Source organism: Amycolatopsis sp. GM8 (genome assembly GCF_021653975.1).
Taxonomy (GTDB): domain Bacteria; phylum Actinomycetota; class Actinomycetes; order Mycobacteriales; family Pseudonocardiaceae; genus Amycolatopsis_E.
On the sequence record NZ_JAJKFK010000009.1, the window covers coordinates 128,635 to 143,799 of the forward strand.

The following is a 15,165-nucleotide window of genomic DNA, read 5'->3' on the forward strand; positions in this document are numbered from 1 at the left end:
GTGTTTGCCCGTGGCGTCGGTGAGTTGGCTGGTGGCGCGGCCGTTGTTGCCGCTCGCGCGGGGCGTGTTTGCCCGTGGCGCGGGCGTGTTTGCCTGTCGGGGCGGTGAGTTTGCCGGTGGCGTCGGTGTGTTTGCCGCTCGCGCGGGCGTGTTTGCGCGTGGCGCTGGTGAGTTGGCCCGCCGCGGCGGTGAGTTTGCGGCTCGCGTGGCCGTGTTTGCGCGTGGCGTCGGTGAGTTGGCTGGTGGCGCGGCCGTTGTTGCCGCTCGCGCGGTCGTGTTGGCCCGCCACGGCGGTGAGTTTGCTGCCCGCGAGGGCGTGTTGGCCCGTGGCGCGGGCGAGGGCCCGCTGCGGCGGCGTGTTTGCGGCTCGCGTGGGCGTGTTTGCCCGTCGCGCCGGTTGAGTTGGCTCGCCGCATCGGTGATTTGCCGCCCGTGCGGCCGTGTTGGCCCGCCACGGCGGTGAGTTTGCCGCTCGTGCGGCCGTGTTGGCCCGGCGCGGCCATGTGGGCCGCCCGCGCGCAGTGGGTCAGCGCCTCGTCGGGGTCACGTTCAGCATCATCCCGGCCAGGCCGCGGGCCCGGACGGACAGCTTCGTCGCCACGTCCTTGAGGACCTCGGCCGCCGGGGCGGTCGGCTCGGCCAGCACGATCGGCGTGCCGGCGTCACCCTGCTCGCGCAGCCGCGGGTCCAGCGGGACCTGACCCAGGAGCGACACTGTGGCGCCCGTCGACTTCGACAGCGAGTCCGCCACCGTCTGCCCGCCGCCCGAGCCGAAGATCTCCATCCGCTCCCCGGACGGCGTCTCCAGCCACGACATGTTCTCGATGACCCCGGCCAGCCGCTGCCGCGTCTGCATCGCGATCGCCCCGGCCCGCTCGGCGACCTCGGCCGCGGCCTGCTGCGGCGTGGTCACCACGAGGATCTCGGCGTTCGGGATCAGCTGCGCGACCGAGATCGCGATGTCCCCGGTGCCCGGCGGCAGGTCCAGCAGCAGGATGTCCAGGTCGCCCCAGAACACGTCGGCCAGGAACTGTTGCAGCGCACGGTGCAGCATCGGCCCGCGCCACACCACCGGCGTGTTTCCCGGGGTGAACATGCCGATCGAGATGACCTTCACGCCGTGCGCCTGCGGCGGCATGATCATCTTCTCGACCTTGGTCGGCTTCTCCCGCGCGCCCAGCATCCGCGGCACCGAATGGCCGTAGATGTCCGCGTCGACCACACCGACCGACAGCCCGCGCTCGGCCATCGCGACCGCCAGGTTGACGGTCACGCTCGACTTCCCGACACCACCCTTGCCCGACGCGACGGCGTAGACCCGCGTCAGCGAACCGGGCTGGGCGAACGGGATCACCGGCTCTTCGGCGTCTCCGCGCAGGGACTTCCGCAGCTCGGTGCGCTGCTCGTCGCTCATCACGTCGAGTTCGACCCGCACGTCACGGACACCGTCGAGCTTGCCGACGGCCTTCGTCGTGTCGCGCGTGATCGTTTCCTTGAGCGGACACCCCGCGACCGTCAGATACACCGCGACCGTGACGACGCCGTCGTCGCCGACCACGACGTCCTTGACCATGCCGAGGTCGGTGATCGGTTTCTTGATCTCCGGGTCGTAGACGTCCTTGAGCGCCGCGCGGACGTCCTCCACGCTGGGGATCTGCTGCGTGCTGCTGGTCATTCCCCCATGCTACGTACCGGTAACGGGCTCCGGTGCCGGGCGGTTGCCTTTCTGCTTCCGGCGCTTGGTGTTCAGGTCCTCGCGCAGCTTGTCGAGTTCGCCGCGGAGGTAGTCCCGGGTGGCGACCTCGCCGATCGCGAGCCGCAGGGCGGCCAGCTCCCGCGCCAGGTACTCGGTGTCCGCCTTGGTCTGTGCGGCGCGGTTCCGGTCCTCCTCCAGGGAGATCCGGTCACGGTCGTCCTGCCGGTTCTGCGCCAGCAGGATCAGCGGCGCGGCGTACGCGGCCTGCGTGGAGAACGCCAGGTTGAGCAGGATGAACGGGTACGGGTCCCAGCGCAGCGCGGCGGCACCGAGATTGAGGGCGATCCACACGATCACGATGAGCGTCTGCCAGAACAGGTACTTGCCGGTGCCCAGGAACCGGGCCAGCCGTTCGGAAAGCCGTCCGAACGTGTCCGGGTCGATCGAGATGACCCGGCGCCCCGCGCGGGGCTGGTCCAGTCGCCGTCTGGGGAGCAGTTCAGGCACGCTCCACCTCCTCGTTGTCGGTCGTGTCGCGCAGCCCGGTCTCGCGCCAGTCCTCGGGCAGCAGATGGTCGAGCAGGTCGTCGACGGTGACGGCACCCAGCAGATGGTCCTGCGGGTCCACGACCGGCCCGCACGCGAGGTTGTACGCGGCGAAGTACCGCGTCACCTCCGGCAGCGACGCGCTCGGGCTCAGCGCGGGCAGGTCGGAGTCGACCGCGGCCGCGATCATCTCCGCGGGTGGCTCCCGCAGGAGCCGTTGGAAGTGCACGACCCCGACGTAGCGCCCGGTGGGCGTCGCCTGCGGCGGGCGGCACACGAAGACCATCGTCGCGAGCGCGGTAGGCAGATCGGCGTTGCGGATGTGCGCGAGCGCTTCGGCGACCGTCGCGTCCGGGGTGAGGACCACGGGTTCCGGTGTCATGAGCCCGCCCGCGGTGTCGGACGAGTACGCCAGCAGCCGCTTGACCGGCTCGGACTCCTCCGGCTCCATCAGCTCCAGCAGCCGGCTCTGGTCGGCGGGCGCGAACTCGGCGAGCAGGTCGGCGGCGTCGTCCGGGTTCATCGCTTCGAGGATGTCGGCCGCGCGTTCCTCGGACAGGTGCTGCAGCAGCTCCTTCTGGTCGTCCTCGGGCAGCTCTTCGAGCACGTCGGCGAGCCGCTCGTCATCCATCGAGTCGGCCACCTCGTGCTTGCGCTTGGTGGGCAGATCCCGCACCGTGGCGGCGATGTCGACCGCGCGCATCGTGTCGAACAACATGAGCAGCTGGGCCGCGCCTTGGGGACTTTGCCCGGTCAGGTCGGTGAGGCTCAGGCCCGAGACGTCGCCCCACGGCAGCACCTGCAGCGACGACCGGCGTCGGGTGAGGCCGAGGCGTCCGGTGCGCTCGCGGACGGCGAGCTTCGCGAGCACCCAGTCGCGGGTGCGCTGTGGCTCGATCGCGGCGTCCACGACGGAGACGCGGGCACCGGTCTCCCGCAGGGCCGCGTGCGCGTCGATGAGCTGCCCCAGCACGAGCACCTCGTTGGGGCGCTGGTGAAACTGGCGCATGTTGACCGAGCCGGTGGCGAGTGTGACCGCGTTCGGCTCGATCGAGGTGACCCGCAGCATCGGCACGAACACCCTGCGGCGGGTCGAGAGTACGACGACGAGCCCGAGCACCCTCGGCGGCTGCTGGTCCAGCCGCAGCCCGACGACGAGATCCCGGGCTTTCCCGATGGACTCACCATCCGGGCCGAATACCGGCAATCCGGCTAGCTGAGCGGCGAAGACCCTGTTCACGGGGCCAGGCTAACGGTATCTCGGGCGGGCTGCCCAGCACACGATCTCAGCGCTGTCTCAGCGAAGGCCGACGGGCGCACCGGCTCGGCGTCGAGGTTCACTTCTACGGCGATCGCCGCGAACTTCTCATCCACTGTGGACTTGCTCATTCTGTTCCACAACAGGGAATCACGCCGAACGTCACATCGCCGACGACCGGGATCGGATCCCTCTATGTCCTAAGTGGATAGTTAAAACCGGCCGGCTCGCCAGGCGCGCCCTCGCGCCGGGCCGGTTGCTCGGAAGCGCTTTCGGTATCCGCACGTGACCAGGATGCTGAACCGATGGGGCTCCGGAATCGTGTGACGGGGGTAACATTGGTGAAAGGGACCTACGTCCGGGGAGCTGCCATGGTGGTGGAACTCGTCTCCATAATCGCCGTCGCGGGCGTCGCCTGGCTCGGTGCGAGCGTGCGCGTGGTCAAGCAGTACGAGCGGGGCCTGGTCTACCGGTTCGGCCGGGTGCGGTCGACCGTGCGGGAACCGGGGCTGACGATGCTCGTGCCGCTCGCGGATCGGCTGCAGAAGGTCAACATGCAGATCGTGACCCTGCCGGTGCCCGCGCAGGAGGGCATCACGCGCGACAACGTGACGGTTCGCGTGGACGCGGTGGTGTACTTCAAGGTCATCGACCCCGTGGTGGCCGCGGTGAACGTGCAGGACTACCGGTTCGCCGTGGGGCAGGTGGCCCAGACCTCGCTGCGCTCGATCATCGGCAAGAGCGATCTCGACGACCTGTTGTCCAACCGCGAGCGGCTCAACCAGGGCCTCGAGTTGATGATCGACAGCCCGGCGCTGGACTGGGGTGTGCACATCGACCGCGTGGAGATCAAGGACGTCGCACTGCCGGAGACGATGAAGCGCTCGATGTCGCGACAGGCGGAGGCAGAGCGGGAACGCCGCGCGCGGGTCATCTCGGCCGACGGTGAGCTGCAGGCGTCGGAGAAACTGTCGCAAGCCGCCGCCCGGATGGCGGACACCCCCGCCGCGCTGCAGCTGCGGTTGCTGGAGACGGTGGTGCAGGTATCGGCGGAGAAGAACTCGACGCTCGTGCTGCCGTTCCCCGTGGAGCTGTTGCGTTTCGTCGACCAGTACACGCAACGGGCGCAGCAGCAGAACGAGACTCAGCAAGCGAAAGAAGCGGAGTCGCCGAAGGAAGTGCGGGCCTCGAAGGAGGCGGCCAACGGGCACCCACCCCAGCCGCGCCTCCCCGAAGGGGAGAAGTCCACCTAGTCCACCTTCTTCGTACACAGTGGACTCACGGTCGCGCCGCGGACGTCCCGCCAGCCACGGTGGCCCCGTCCCGGCGGCAGCGAACCCCGTGAGGGTTCTCATACCCGGGTCACCTGGGCAGGGGTCATACTCGGCGGCATGGCTCGTCTCGCCCAGACCGCAGGCCTCACCGAAGTGCAGGCCGAGATCTTGTCCACCGTGCGCACGTTCGTGGACAAGGAGATCATCCCGCACGCGCAGGAGCTGGAGCACGCCGACGCGTATCCCGCGGACATCGTCGAGGGCATGAAGGAGATGGGCCTGTTCGGGCTCACCATCCCCGAGGAGTTCGGTGGGCTCGGCGAGTCGCTGCTGACGTATGCGCTGGTGGTCGAGGAGATCGCGCGTGGGTGGATGAGCGTGTCCGGGGTGATCAACACGCATTTCATCGTGGCACACATGATTTCCCGCCACGGCACGATCGAGCAGAAGCAGAAGTACCTGCCGAAGATGGCTCAGGGCGAGATCCGCGGGTCCTTCTCCATGTCCGAGCCCGATCTCGGTTCGGACGTGGCCGCGATCAAGACCCGTGCCAAGCGCGATGGCGACGAGTACGTCATCGACGGGTCGAAGATGTGGCTCACCAACGGCGGTTCCTCGAACCTGATCGCGTTGCTGGTCAAGACCGACGAGGGCGGCGAGAAGGCGCATCAGAACCTGACCACGTTCCTGGTGGACAAGCCCGAGGGGTTCGGCGAGGTCGCGCCGGGGCTGACGATCCCCGGCAAGATCGACAAGATGGGCTACAAGGGCGTGGACACCACGGAGGCGGTGTTCGAGGGCTACCGCATCCCCGCCACCCAGGTCCTCGGGCACGCCCCCGGCCAGGGGTTCGCGTTCATGATGGACGGTATCGAGGTCGGCCGGGTGAACGTGGCGGCGCGCGCGTGCGGGATCGCGATCCGCGCGTTCGAGCTGGCCATCTCCTACGCCCAGCAGCGCACGACGTTCGGCAAGCCGATCGTGCAGCACCAGGCGATCGCGTTCAAGCTGGCGGAGATGGCGACGAAGGTCGAAGCCGCGCACCTGATGATGGTCAACGCCGCGCGGCTGAAGGACACCGGCGAGCGCAACGACGTCGCCGCGGGGATGGCGAAGCTCATCGCGAGTGAGTACTGCGCGGAGGTCACCCAGGAAGCCTTCCGGATCCACGGTGGCTACGGCTATTCCAAGGAGTACGAGATCGAACGCCTGATGCGGGAAGCGCCGTTCCTGCTCATCGGCGAGGGCACCAGCGAGATCCAGAAGACGATCATCAGCCGCGGCCTGCTGCGCGACTACCGCGCGCGAGGCTGACCATCCGGCCGCCCGATGGGCTGAACGAGTCAGCGGCTCGATAAAAGGGCGGTCACGGTGCACCGCCCGCCGGGTTCGCGTGGTTTCCTAGGCATTGGCAGGATGGAACCCCGCTCGAACTCTCGTTACAGGTGATGACCGTGACCAGCCCGTTTTCCTCATCAGGACGTCCCGCGCAAGGGCTGCCCCGGATGCCGACGCCGCCGACCGGGTGGCCGATCGGCTCGTATTCGACCTACGCGGAGGCGCAGCGCGCGGTGGAACACCTCGCGGACGGCGATTTCCCGGTCGGGGACGTGACGATCGTCGGCGTGGATCTCATGCTCGTGGAGCGGGTGATCGGCCGCCTGTCGTGGGGCCGGGTGATCGGCACCGGCGCGGTGTCGGGCGCCTGGTTCGGCCTGTTCGTGGGCATCCTGCTCGGCCTGTTCAGCGGCGGCGGCCCGGGCATCCACTACCAGCCGATCCTCGTCGGCCTCATTTCCGGCATGTTCTTCGGCGTTGTTTTTGCCGGCATCAGCTACGCCTCGACCCGTGGCCGGCGCGATTTCTCCTCCGCCAGCCAGCTCGTCGCCGGCCGGTACGACGTGCTCTGCCAGCCACGCAGCGCCGAACAGGGCCGCGATCTGCTCGCGAAACTCGCGATGCGCCCATCCGGGTCAACCGACTGAATCGTTACCACGTCCGCTTGCCACCAAACATCGCCCGGCATAAGTTGATTTCCCACCGATCCACTGGCACGTCGTAGTGCGGGGGTCCCCCTCCGGCGTGTTCGTCGGCGAAGGAGGCCCGGATGGGCATGGGGAGGACCCGGTCGTGGCGCCGGGTCACAGCCGTAGCGGCGGCGGGAATGGTCACCGCCGGTCTGCTGACCGCCTGTGGTTCGGGCGACGGCAACACGGTCACCGTCTACATGTATCCCGAGGATCATTTCCAAGCCACCGTCGACAAATGCAACCAGCAGGCCGGCGGGCGCTACCACATCGTCTACAACAAGCTGCCGCGCACCGCGGACGGCCAGCGCGAGCAACTCGTGCGCAGGCTCGCCGCCGGCGACTCCAGCCTTGACATCCTGGGTCTCGACGTCACGTGGGTGCCCGAGTTCGCCGAGGCCGGCTGGATCGACGAGTGGACCGGCCAGAACAAGGCCCAGGCACAACAAGGTGTGCTACCCGGCCCGCTCGAAACGTCCACTTGGGACGGAAAGCTGTACGCGGCGCCGAAGCACACGAACGTGCAGCTGCTGTGGTACGACGACCGGATCACGCCGAACCCGCCGAAGACGTGGGACGACATGATGGCGCAGGCCGAGGCGCTCAAGGCGCAGGGCAAGCCGCACAACATCCTGTTCACCGGCGCCCAGTACGAGGGTCTGGTGGTCGTCTACAACACGCTCGTCGAGTCCGCCGGCGGCCACATCCTGTCCGACGACGGGAAGTCCGTGGTGATGGACGCGGGCGCGGTCAAGGGCCTGGAGGTGCTCCAAAAGCTCACCACGTCCGGGATCACCGACCCGTCGCTGACGAACCAGAAAGAGGACGAGGTCCGGCAGGCGTTCCAGCGCGGCAATGGCGCGTTCGAGCTGAACTGGCCGTTCGTCTACGCCTCCTACGCCGAGGACGACGCGGCGAACCTGTCGCATTTCAAGTGGGCCACCTATCCCGAGGTCGTCCCGGGCACGCCGGGTCGCACGACGATCGGCGGGATCGACCTCGCGGTCAGCTCGTACTCCAAGCACAAGGACGCGGCTTTCCAAGTGGCGCTGTGCATGCGCACCCCGGAGAGCCAGAAGTTCGCGGCGCTCAACGACGGCGTGCCACCGGTCGACGAGGCGCTCTACACCGACAACGCGCCGCTCGACCCGGGCAAGCCGGTGGATCCCGTCAGCAACCCGAGTATGCAGACCGCGTATCCGATGCGGGACGCGATCCTGGCCGCACTCAAGACCTCCGCGGTCCGGCCGCTCACCCCGGCGTACCAGAGCCTGTCGACGGTGATGTCGAAGGTGCTCTCGCCGCCGTCGAAGATCGATCCACAAAGGACAGCGGATGAACTGCGCAAGCAGCTGTCTGACGCGCTCCAGTCGAAAGGGGTGATCCCGTGAGCTCCGTCGTCAGCGAAACCGTCGCGACACCGGTGAAAGCGGGGAAGAAGGCCAAACCGGTACTGAGCGAGGGAAAGAAGGCGGAGCGGCGGCTCGGCCTGCTGCTGTGCGCGCCCGCGGCCATCGTCATGCTGCTCGTCACCGCCTACCCGATCGGCTACTCGATCTGGCTGTCGCTGCAGCGCTACGACCTGCGGTTCCCGGCGGAGCGGGAGTTCATCGGCCTCGCCAACTACGCGGCCGTACTGTCCAATTCGTACTGGTGGACCGCGTTCGTCACGACGCTGGTGATCACCGTCGTGTCCGTGGCGATCGAACTGGTGCTGGGCATGCTGCTCGCGCTGATCATGCACCGCACGATCGTCGGCCGTGGCCTGGTGCGCACGGTTTCCCTGATCCCGTACGGGATCGTGACCGTGGTGGCCGCGTTCTCGTGGTACTACGCGTGGACGCCCGACACCGGCTACCTGGCGAACCTGATCGCCCCGGGCGGCGCGCCGCTGACGGAGTACCTGCCCTCGCTCGCGATCATCGTGCTCGCCGAGGTGTGGAAGACGACGCCGTTCATGGCGCTGCTGCTGATGGCCGGGCTCGCGCTCGTGCCGGACGATCTGCTCAAGGCCGCCGCGATGGACGGGGCGAACGCGTGGCAGCGGTTCATCAAGGTGATGGTGCCGGTGATGAAACCGGCGATCCTGGTGGCACTGCTGTTCCGCACGCTCGACGCGTTCCGGATCTTCGACAACATCTTCGTGCTCACCAGCGGTGCCAACGACACCTCCTCGGTGTCCATGCAGACCTACAACAACCTGATCAAAGGTCTGAACCTCGGCATCGGCTCGACGATGGCGGTGCTGATCTTCATCACCGTCGCGATCATCGCGTTCATCTTCATCAAGCTCTTCGGCACGGCGGCGCCGGGCTCGGATTCGGGAGGCAAGCGCTGATGGCCATGCAGGGCGCGATCACCGCGGGCCGCAGGACCCGCTGGACACTGGTCAACATCGTGGTGGTGGTCTACGCGCTGGTTCCGGTGCTGTGGATCCTTTCGCTGTCGTTCAAGACGAAGGACACCCTCGACGACGGCAAGTTCATCCCGCGGGCGTGGACCTTCCAGAACTACGCGGACATCTTCGTCACCGACGACTTCGTCCGGGCACTGGTCAACTCGATCGGCATCTCGCTCATCGCGACCGCGATCGCGGTCGTGTTCGGCACGATGGCGGCGTACGCGATCGCGCGGCTCGACTTCCCGGGAAAGCGCTTACTGATCGGCATCTCGTTGCTGATCGCGATGTTCCCGCAGGTCTCGCTGGTGACGCCGCTGTTCAACATCGAGCGGACGCTGGGACTGTTCGACACCTGGCTCGGCCTGATCATCCCGTACATCACGTTCGCGCTGCCGCTGGCGATCTACACGCTGTCGGCGTTCTTCCGGGAGATCCCGTGGGAGCTGGAGAAGGCGGCGAAGATGGACGGCGCGACGCCTGCGCAGGCGTTCCGGCGGGTCATCGCGCCGCTCGCCGCGCCCGGCGTGTTCACCACGGCGATCCTGGTGTTCATCTTCTGCTGGAACGACTTCCTGTTCGCGATCTCGCTGACGTCCACCAACGCGTCCCGCACCGTGCCCGCCGCGCTGTCGTTCTTCACCGGCGCCTCGCAGTTCGAGGACCCGACGGGCACGATCGCGGCGGCCGCCGTCGTGATCACCATTCCGATCGTCCTGTTCGTGTTGTTCTTCCAGCGCCGTATCGTCGCTGGGCTGACCTCCGGCGCCGTGAAGGGGTAGACATGGCTGAAATCGTTCTGGACAAGGTGAGCAAGCGCTATCCCGACGGCGCGCTCGCGGTGTCCGAAGTGGACCTCACGGTCGCGGACGGCGAGTTCATCATCCTGGTCGGCCCGTCCGGCTGCGGGAAGTCGACCACGTTGAACATGGTGGCGGGGCTGGAGGACATCTCCGCGGGCGAGCTGCGCATCGACGGGCAGCGCATGAACGAGAAGGCGCCGAAGGACCGCGATATCGCGATGGTCTTCCAGTCCTACGCGCTGTATCCGCACATGAGCGTCCGGGAGAACATGGCCTTCCCGCTGCGACTGGCCAAAGTGGACGATTCGACGGTGCGCTCGAAGGTCGAGGAGGCGGCCCGGATCCTGGACCTGACCCAGCACCTGGACCGCAAGCCCGCGAACCTCTCCGGTGGGCAGCGGCAGCGGGTAGCGATGGGGCGGGCGATCGTGCGCAGCCCCAAGGCGTTCCTGATGGACGAGCCACTGTCCAATCTGGATGCCAAGCTGCGCGGGCAGATGCGCACCTCGGTGTCGAAGCTGCAGAAGCAGCTGGGCACGACAACGCTGTACGTGACCCACGACCAGACCGAGGCCATGACGCTGGGCGACCGGGTCGTGGTGCTGCGCGCCGGGTACGTGCAGCAGATCGACAGCCCGCAGTTTCTCTACGAGCATCCCGCGAACCTGTTCGTGGCGGGGTTCATCGGCTCGCCGTCGATGAACTTCCTGCCGGCGACGCTGGAAGGCGGGCAGATCAAGAGCCCACTCGGCTCGTTCGCGCTGCCGGACCGGGTGCGGCGGCTGGCCGAGGCGGCGAACGCGCCGCGCGAGGTGATCGTCGGCGTGCGCCCGGAGCATTTCGAGGACGCCCAGCTGGTCGACGAAACGGCGAGCGCCGGCGGCGTCACGTTCACCGCGCATGTCGACGTGCTGGAGTCGATGGGTTCCGAGAAGTACGCCTACTTCACGGTCGAGGGCGAGCTGGCGAGCACCGCGGAACTGGAGGAGCTGGCGGCGGACACGGGGGCCGACGACGTGCCCGGCGGTGGCGCGCAGATCGTGGCCCGGCTGTCCGCCGCCTCGCGGATCGTCGAGGGCGGCCAGGCCTCGGTGTGGTTCGACGCCACGAAACTGCAGCTCTTCGACCCGTCTTCAGGTGCCAACCTCACTTATGAGGAGGCGTGATGCAGGCATGCCTGCTAGCATGGGGTCATGAGCCAGGTCACGTGGCGCGCTGAAGAGGAGCTGGTGCGGCGTGTCCAGCTCGCCGCCAAACAGCAGGGGAAGAGCATGAACGAATACGTGACCCAGGTTCTCGACGCCGCCACCAACCCGGAGCTGGCCGGGGACGAAGCCGCCCGGGTGCGTGAGCGCCTGCGGACGTCCGGCCTGCTCTGGGAGGGTGGAAGCCCGCGTGCCCGCCCGGATCCGGAGGCCGTGGCAGCTGCCAGAGCCGCGGCCGGCCGAGGTACCCCGGTTTCGTCGCTGGTCGCTGAAGAACGGGAGTGAGCACGTTCGCGGATTCGTCCGCCCTCGTCAAGATCTATGCCGACGAGCCGGGGCACGAGGATGTCCGTGAGCTGCCCGCGCTGGTGGTCTCCCAGCTCGCGCGCGTCGAGGTGCCGGCCGCGCTCTGGCGGAAGTACCGGCTGCGCGAGCTGACACCGCGGCAGGTCAGCGTGCTCGTCGCGGAGTTCGAGGCCGACTTCTACGGCACGCTGGACGAGCCGGGCCGGTTCGCCGTCATCCCGATCTCGGATCTCGTGCTGGAGACCGCTTCCCGGCTCACGCGCGTGCACGGCCTGCGCGGCTACGACGCCACCCAGCTCGCTTGCGCGATGCTGGCCGTCTCGGCGGACCGCGACTGCCGGACCTTCGCGGCGACGGACAAATCGTTACGCGCGGCCGCGGTGGGCGAAGGATTCACAGTCGTCCCTTAGCCGATTCTCAGCCCCGTTCCGGCATGCTGAGCGTATGTACTCCCGGCGCGGAGCGAGCACGTGACGACAGTGGGGGTCGCGTGCGCCGTGTGCGCGGCGGTCGCCAGCGGAGTGGGTGCGCGGTTGCAGCACAAGGGTGTCCGCGCGGCGACCCAGCATGATCCGTTGAGCCTGCGGTCACTGGCGAAGCTCGGCCGCAATCCCGGCTGGAGCGTCGGTCTCGTGGTGCTGCTGACCGGGACCGCCCTGCAGATCATCGCGCTCACCTATGCGCCGGTGATCGTGGTGGCGCCGCTGGTGGTGCTCGCGCTCCCGGTGGTCGTGGTGCTGGGCCGTCGTTTCGACGTGACGAGCCTGGCGGCGGTCGGGGCGGTGTCGATGGCGGTCGGTATCTTCGTCGCGCTGTCCAGCGGCGCGTCGTCGAACCCGCGGCTGCCACCGTCCGATGTCCTGGGGGCGGCGCAGATCGTCGCGGTGACCGTGATCGTGCTGGGCACGGTCGCCGCATTCACCCGCCGGCTGATCCGCTGTGTCGCGCTGGCGGCCGCGGCCGGTGCGTCGTACGCGCTGGTGTCCGTGCTGATCCGGGAAATCGCGTTCACGGTCCGGACGCTGGGGCTCGCCGAGCTGCCGTGGACGGCGCTTTTCGGTGCTGTGGCAACGATCCTGCTCGCCGCGTGGCTGGTGCAGCTGGCTTACGCGAGTGGCCCGCCCGAGATCGTGGTGGGCTGCGGGACCACGGTGAACCCGCTGATCGCGACCGTGCTCGGGATGACGATCCTCGGCGAGGCGCCGGCCGCAAACCCGCTGACGCTGGTCGAGCTGGCCGCGTGCGGGGCGGTGGCGATCGCCGGGGTCGCGGTGCTGACGCTGCGGCACCGTCAGCTGCTCGTCAGTTCGCCCAGCCGCCGTTCCAGGTACTCCCGCTCCACCTGATTGCCCACCAGTTCCAGCGCTTTTTCATACGCGGCAACGGCTTCCGGTACCCGCCCGGCGCGGCGCAGCAGGTCCGCGCGGGCCGCGGGCAGCAGGTGCGAGTCGAGCCGGACGTGGTCGAGCAGCCGCAGCCCGGCGTCCGGGCCGGTCGCCATCGCGACCGCGATCGCCCGGTTCAGCTCGACCATCGGTGACGGCGCGAGCATCGCGTACAGGTGCACGATCTGCGGCCAGTCGGTCTCTTCGGGGGTCCGCGCGTCCGCGTGCACCGCGGCGATCGCGGCCTGTACCGCGTACGGTCCGGCGCTGCCGATCACGAGCCGCCGCCCTTCGTCGAGCTGGGCCCGGTTCCACAACGTGCGGTCCTGCTCCTCCAACGGAACCAGCCGTCCGGACGCGTCGACCCGCGCGGCCCGGCGGGCGTCGGTGAGCAGCAGCAACGCGAGCAGCGCGGCGACCGGACGTTCCGGCAGCAGCTCGTACAGCACGCGCGCGAGCCGGATCGCCTCGTCGCACAGGGAATTCTTGATCAGGTCGGGGCCCGAGGTCGCGGCGTAGCCCTCGGTGAACAGCAGGTAGATCACCGCGAGCACGGCGGGCAGCCGGTGCGACAGCTCGTCGCTGCCGGGCACCCGGAACGGGATCCCGGCACCGCGGATCTTCCGTTTCGCGCGCACGATTCGTTGCTGCACAGTGCTTTCCCGCACCAGGAACAGCCGCGCGACCTCCTCGCTGGACAGTCCGCCGAGGCAGCGCAGGATCAGGGCGACCTGCGCCTGCCGGTCCAGGGCCGGGTGACAGCACGTGAAGAACAGCCGCAACCGGTCGTCCAGCACCGGGCCCTCGACGGGCGGCGGCGCGGGTTGCTCCGCCAAGTCGGCGAGATGCGCGTCGAGCCGTCGTGCCCCGCGAATCCGGTCGATGGCGCGGTTCCGCGCGGTGGTGACGAGCCAGGCCGCGGGGTGGTCCGGCACGCCGTCGGCGCGCCACTTTCCGGCGGCGGTCGCGTAGGCGTCGGCGAGCGCCTCCTCAGCGAGGTCGAAGTCGCCGAGGAGGCTGATCAGCCGGGCCAGCACGCGGCCGTGTTCCGCCCGGAACACGGCCGCCAGCGGATCGGTGCTCATCTCAGTGCGCGAGCGGCCGGACCTCGACCGCGCCGTACTGGGTGGCGGGGCACTGGGCGGCCCACTTGAGCGCCTCGTCCAGGTTCTCGCACTCGAACAGGTAGTAGCCGCCGAGCTGCTCGCGGGCCTCCGCGAACGGGCCGTCGGTGAACAGCTCCTCGTTGTCACGTACCCGGATGGTCGTCGCGGTGGACGAAGCCAGCAGCCGGGCGCCGGCCTGGAAGACCCCGGCCTCGGTCAGCCGCCGGGCGTAATCCTCGAACTCGGGGCTGATCTTGCTGTAGTCCGCGGGCGCCGTCTCGTCGATGTAGATCATGACCAGGTACTGCATGGTGAAATCCCTTCTTCTCGGTCAGCGTGCCCGGTAAGGACGACAGGCGGGCGGCCGGATCGACAGGGAGTGTATGTGACCTGAGTCACATCATCGGCACCAGTGGTCCATGACGTCGCGCACATCGACGGTGTCGAGCGCGGACACCGGCAGCGGGGACGGCTTGCCGGTCTCGGCGCGCAGGCTGTCGATCAACAGCGCCGCGTACCGCCGCCACTGCTGCGGTGCGACCCGGTGGGTGTACTCGGCCGCGGCGCCGATCATCTTGAACAGCATCGGCATGTCTTCCGCCTCGAAGTCCTCGCGCAGCTTCCCGGCCCGCTTCGCGCGACAGACCATCTCGTGCGCCAGCGGGATCAGCTTGTCTCGCGCCATCGCGACCTTGTCGTGCCCGAACGCCGTGCTGAGCATCACATCGTGCAGCCCGCGGTCCTCGGCGATGAGCGCGGCCGCCGCCCACAGGAAGTCCTGCAGGGCCTGCCACGGGTCGGGATTGTCCAGCGATTCGCTCATCAGCCGGCCGATGTCCTCGAGGCGGTCCGCGAACATGGCCTCGACCAGGTGCTCCTTGTTGGGGAAGCGGCGATAGACCGTCCCCACACCCAATCCCGCGTGATGAGCGACGTCGTCGAGCGTCGTATCCATGCCACGTTCCCGGAAGACCTCACGGGCACTGGTGATGATCCGCTGACGGTTGCGTTCGGCGTCGCGCCTGAGCGGCCGCTCCATTGCGGTCCGCGATGTGTCCGGCGTCATGATTCCCATTCTACCCGGAAGTCGAGGCGCCTCCTCCACTTCCTGTACCGTGGATCGTGAAAGGGGAGGTCTCCACTCCACATATGTTTGCGAGG

At 68.4% G+C, this 15,165-nt stretch carries 16 protein-coding genes; 10 read left to right on the top strand and 6 right to left on the bottom strand.

The genetic code is table 11. The features are described from left to right. Window positions 1-526: 526 nt before the first annotated feature. Genes LOZ83_RS33645 through LOZ83_RS33655 form a run of 3 tightly spaced genes read right to left on the bottom strand, consistent with a single transcriptional unit; the run spans window position 527 to window position 3,482 of the window. Window positions 527-1,675, bottom strand: coding sequence for an Mrp/NBP35 family ATP-binding protein (locus tag LOZ83_RS33645; protein ID WP_236795812.1), 1,149 nt, complete (start codon window positions 1,673-1,675; stop codon window positions 527-529). A gap of 9 nt (window positions 1,676-1,684) precedes the next feature. After that, window positions 1,685-2,203 carry a DUF1003 domain-containing protein gene (locus LOZ83_RS33650; protein WP_236795814.1) on the bottom strand — a complete coding sequence of 173 codons (519 nt, stop codon included), beginning with the start codon at window positions 2,201-2,203 and terminating at the stop codon, window positions 1,685-1,687. Continuing rightward, window positions 2,196-3,482: a magnesium transporter MgtE N-terminal domain-containing protein gene (locus LOZ83_RS33655; RefSeq protein WP_236795815.1), complete on the bottom strand. Its 1,287-nt coding sequence runs from the start codon at window positions 3,480-3,482 to the stop codon at window positions 2,196-2,198. Before LOZ83_RS33655 ends, LOZ83_RS33650 begins: the two co-directional genes overlap by 8 nt. Before the next feature lie 389 nt (window positions 3,483-3,871). Here LOZ83_RS33655 and LOZ83_RS33660 point away from each other — a divergent pair, with 389 nt between their 5' ends. From LOZ83_RS33660 to LOZ83_RS33705, 10 genes are all read left to right on the top strand, one after another. Beyond that, a complete protein-coding gene (locus tag LOZ83_RS33660; protein WP_236795816.1) occupies window positions 3,872-4,753 on the top strand; it encodes an SPFH domain-containing protein in 882 nt (293 codons plus the stop codon). 138 nt (window positions 4,754-4,891) lie between these two features. After that, entirely contained in the window at window positions 4,892-6,088 is a 1,197-nt protein-coding gene (locus tag LOZ83_RS33665) for an acyl-CoA dehydrogenase family protein (protein ID WP_236795817.1), read from the top strand. 134 nt (window positions 6,089-6,222) lie between these two features. Next, complete coding sequence (locus LOZ83_RS33670) at window positions 6,223-6,759, top strand: general stress protein (RefSeq protein WP_236795818.1); 537 nt, start codon at window positions 6,223-6,225, stop codon at window positions 6,757-6,759. Between the two features lie 122 nt (window positions 6,760-6,881). Beyond that, the gene (locus LOZ83_RS33675) at window positions 6,882-8,192 is read left to right on the top strand and encodes an ABC transporter substrate-binding protein (RefSeq protein ID WP_236795819.1); all 1,311 of its coding nucleotides are present in this window, start codon (window positions 6,882-6,884) and stop codon (window positions 8,190-8,192) included. After that, window positions 8,189-9,139: a carbohydrate ABC transporter permease gene (locus LOZ83_RS33680; protein WP_374202746.1), complete on the top strand. Its 951-nt coding sequence runs from the start codon at window positions 8,189-8,191 to the stop codon at window positions 9,137-9,139. Before LOZ83_RS33675 ends, LOZ83_RS33680 begins: the two co-directional genes overlap by 4 nt. Continuing rightward, a complete protein-coding gene (locus LOZ83_RS33685) occupies window positions 9,139-9,981 on the top strand; it encodes a carbohydrate ABC transporter permease (protein ID WP_255826322.1) in 843 nt (280 codons plus the stop codon). The genes LOZ83_RS33680 and LOZ83_RS33685 overlap by 1 nt, the downstream gene beginning before the upstream one ends. A 2-nt stretch (window positions 9,982-9,983) precedes the next feature. Continuing rightward, on the top strand, window positions 9,984-11,168 hold the full coding sequence (locus tag LOZ83_RS33690) for an ABC transporter ATP-binding protein (protein ID WP_236795821.1): 1,185 nt from the start codon (window positions 9,984-9,986) through the stop codon (window positions 11,166-11,168). Window positions 11,169-11,195: 27 nt separating this feature from the next. Further along, window positions 11,196-11,492: a toxin-antitoxin system HicB family antitoxin gene (locus LOZ83_RS33695; RefSeq protein ID WP_236795822.1), complete on the top strand. Its 297-nt coding sequence runs from the start codon at window positions 11,196-11,198 to the stop codon at window positions 11,490-11,492. Next, window positions 11,489-11,923 (top strand): type II toxin-antitoxin system VapC family toxin, encoded by a 435-nt coding sequence (locus tag LOZ83_RS33700; protein WP_236795824.1) that lies wholly within the window; start codon window positions 11,489-11,491, stop codon window positions 11,921-11,923. The genes LOZ83_RS33695 and LOZ83_RS33700 overlap by 4 nt, the downstream gene beginning before the upstream one ends. Window positions 11,924-11,983: 60 nt before the next feature. After that, window positions 11,984-12,859 carry a DMT family transporter gene (locus LOZ83_RS33705; RefSeq protein WP_236795825.1) on the top strand — a complete coding sequence of 292 codons (876 nt, stop codon included), beginning with the start codon at window positions 11,984-11,986 and terminating at the stop codon, window positions 12,857-12,859. Here LOZ83_RS33705 and LOZ83_RS33710 read toward each other — a convergent pair. From LOZ83_RS33710 to LOZ83_RS33720, 3 genes are all read right to left on the bottom strand, one after another. Next, the gene (locus tag LOZ83_RS33710) at window positions 12,805-13,983 is read right to left on the bottom strand and encodes an RNA polymerase sigma factor (protein WP_236795827.1); all 1,179 of its coding nucleotides are present in this window, start codon (window positions 13,981-13,983) and stop codon (window positions 12,805-12,807) included. The two genes, LOZ83_RS33705 and LOZ83_RS33710, sit on opposite strands and share 55 nt — an antisense overlap. Before the next feature lies 1 nt (window position 13,984). Continuing rightward, window positions 13,985-14,314: a YciI family protein gene (locus LOZ83_RS33715; RefSeq protein ID WP_236795828.1), complete on the bottom strand. Its 330-nt coding sequence runs from the start codon at window positions 14,312-14,314 to the stop codon at window positions 13,985-13,987. 90 nt (window positions 14,315-14,404) lie between these two features. Next, window positions 14,405-15,070 carry a TetR/AcrR family transcriptional regulator gene (locus tag LOZ83_RS33720; RefSeq protein WP_236795829.1) on the bottom strand — a complete coding sequence of 222 codons (666 nt, stop codon included), beginning with the start codon at window positions 15,068-15,070 and terminating at the stop codon, window positions 14,405-14,407. Window positions 15,071-15,165: the final 95 nt, after the last annotated feature.

What these genes read in the sequence shown, in the direction of transcription:
- LOZ83_RS33665 (WP_236795817.1), top strand. Translation starts at nt 4,892, where the DNA reads ATGGCTCGTCTCGCCCAGACCGCAGGCCTCACCGAAGTGCAGGCCGAG.
- LOZ83_RS33685 (WP_255826322.1), top strand. Translation starts at nt 9,139, where the DNA reads ATGGCCATGCAGGGCGCGATCACCGCGGGCCGCAGGACCCGCTGGACA.
- LOZ83_RS33645 (WP_236795812.1), bottom strand. Translation starts at nt 1,675, where the DNA reads ATGACCAGCAGCACGCAGCAGATCCCCAGCGTGGAGGACGTCCGCGCG.
- LOZ83_RS33670 (WP_236795818.1), top strand. Translation starts at nt 6,223, where the DNA reads ATGACCGTGACCAGCCCGTTTTCCTCATCAGGACGTCCCGCGCAAGGG.
- LOZ83_RS33695 (WP_236795822.1), top strand. Translation starts at nt 11,196, where the DNA reads ATGAGCCAGGTCACGTGGCGCGCTGAAGAGGAGCTGGTGCGGCGTGTC.
- LOZ83_RS33660 (WP_236795816.1), top strand. Translation starts at nt 3,872, where the DNA reads ATGGTGGTGGAACTCGTCTCCATAATCGCCGTCGCGGGCGTCGCCTGG.
- LOZ83_RS33720 (WP_236795829.1), bottom strand. Translation starts at nt 15,070, where the DNA reads ATGACGCCGGACACATCGCGGACCGCAATGGAGCGGCCGCTCAGGCGC.
- LOZ83_RS33710 (WP_236795827.1), bottom strand. Translation starts at nt 13,983, where the DNA reads ATGAGCACCGATCCGCTGGCGGCCGTGTTCCGGGCGGAACACGGCCGC.
- LOZ83_RS33675 (WP_236795819.1), top strand. Translation starts at nt 6,882, where the DNA reads ATGGGCATGGGGAGGACCCGGTCGTGGCGCCGGGTCACAGCCGTAGCG.
- LOZ83_RS33690 (WP_236795821.1), top strand. Translation starts at nt 9,984, where the DNA reads ATGGCTGAAATCGTTCTGGACAAGGTGAGCAAGCGCTATCCCGACGGC.
- LOZ83_RS33715 (WP_236795828.1), bottom strand. Translation starts at nt 14,314, where the DNA reads ATGCAGTACCTGGTCATGATCTACATCGACGAGACGGCGCCCGCGGAC.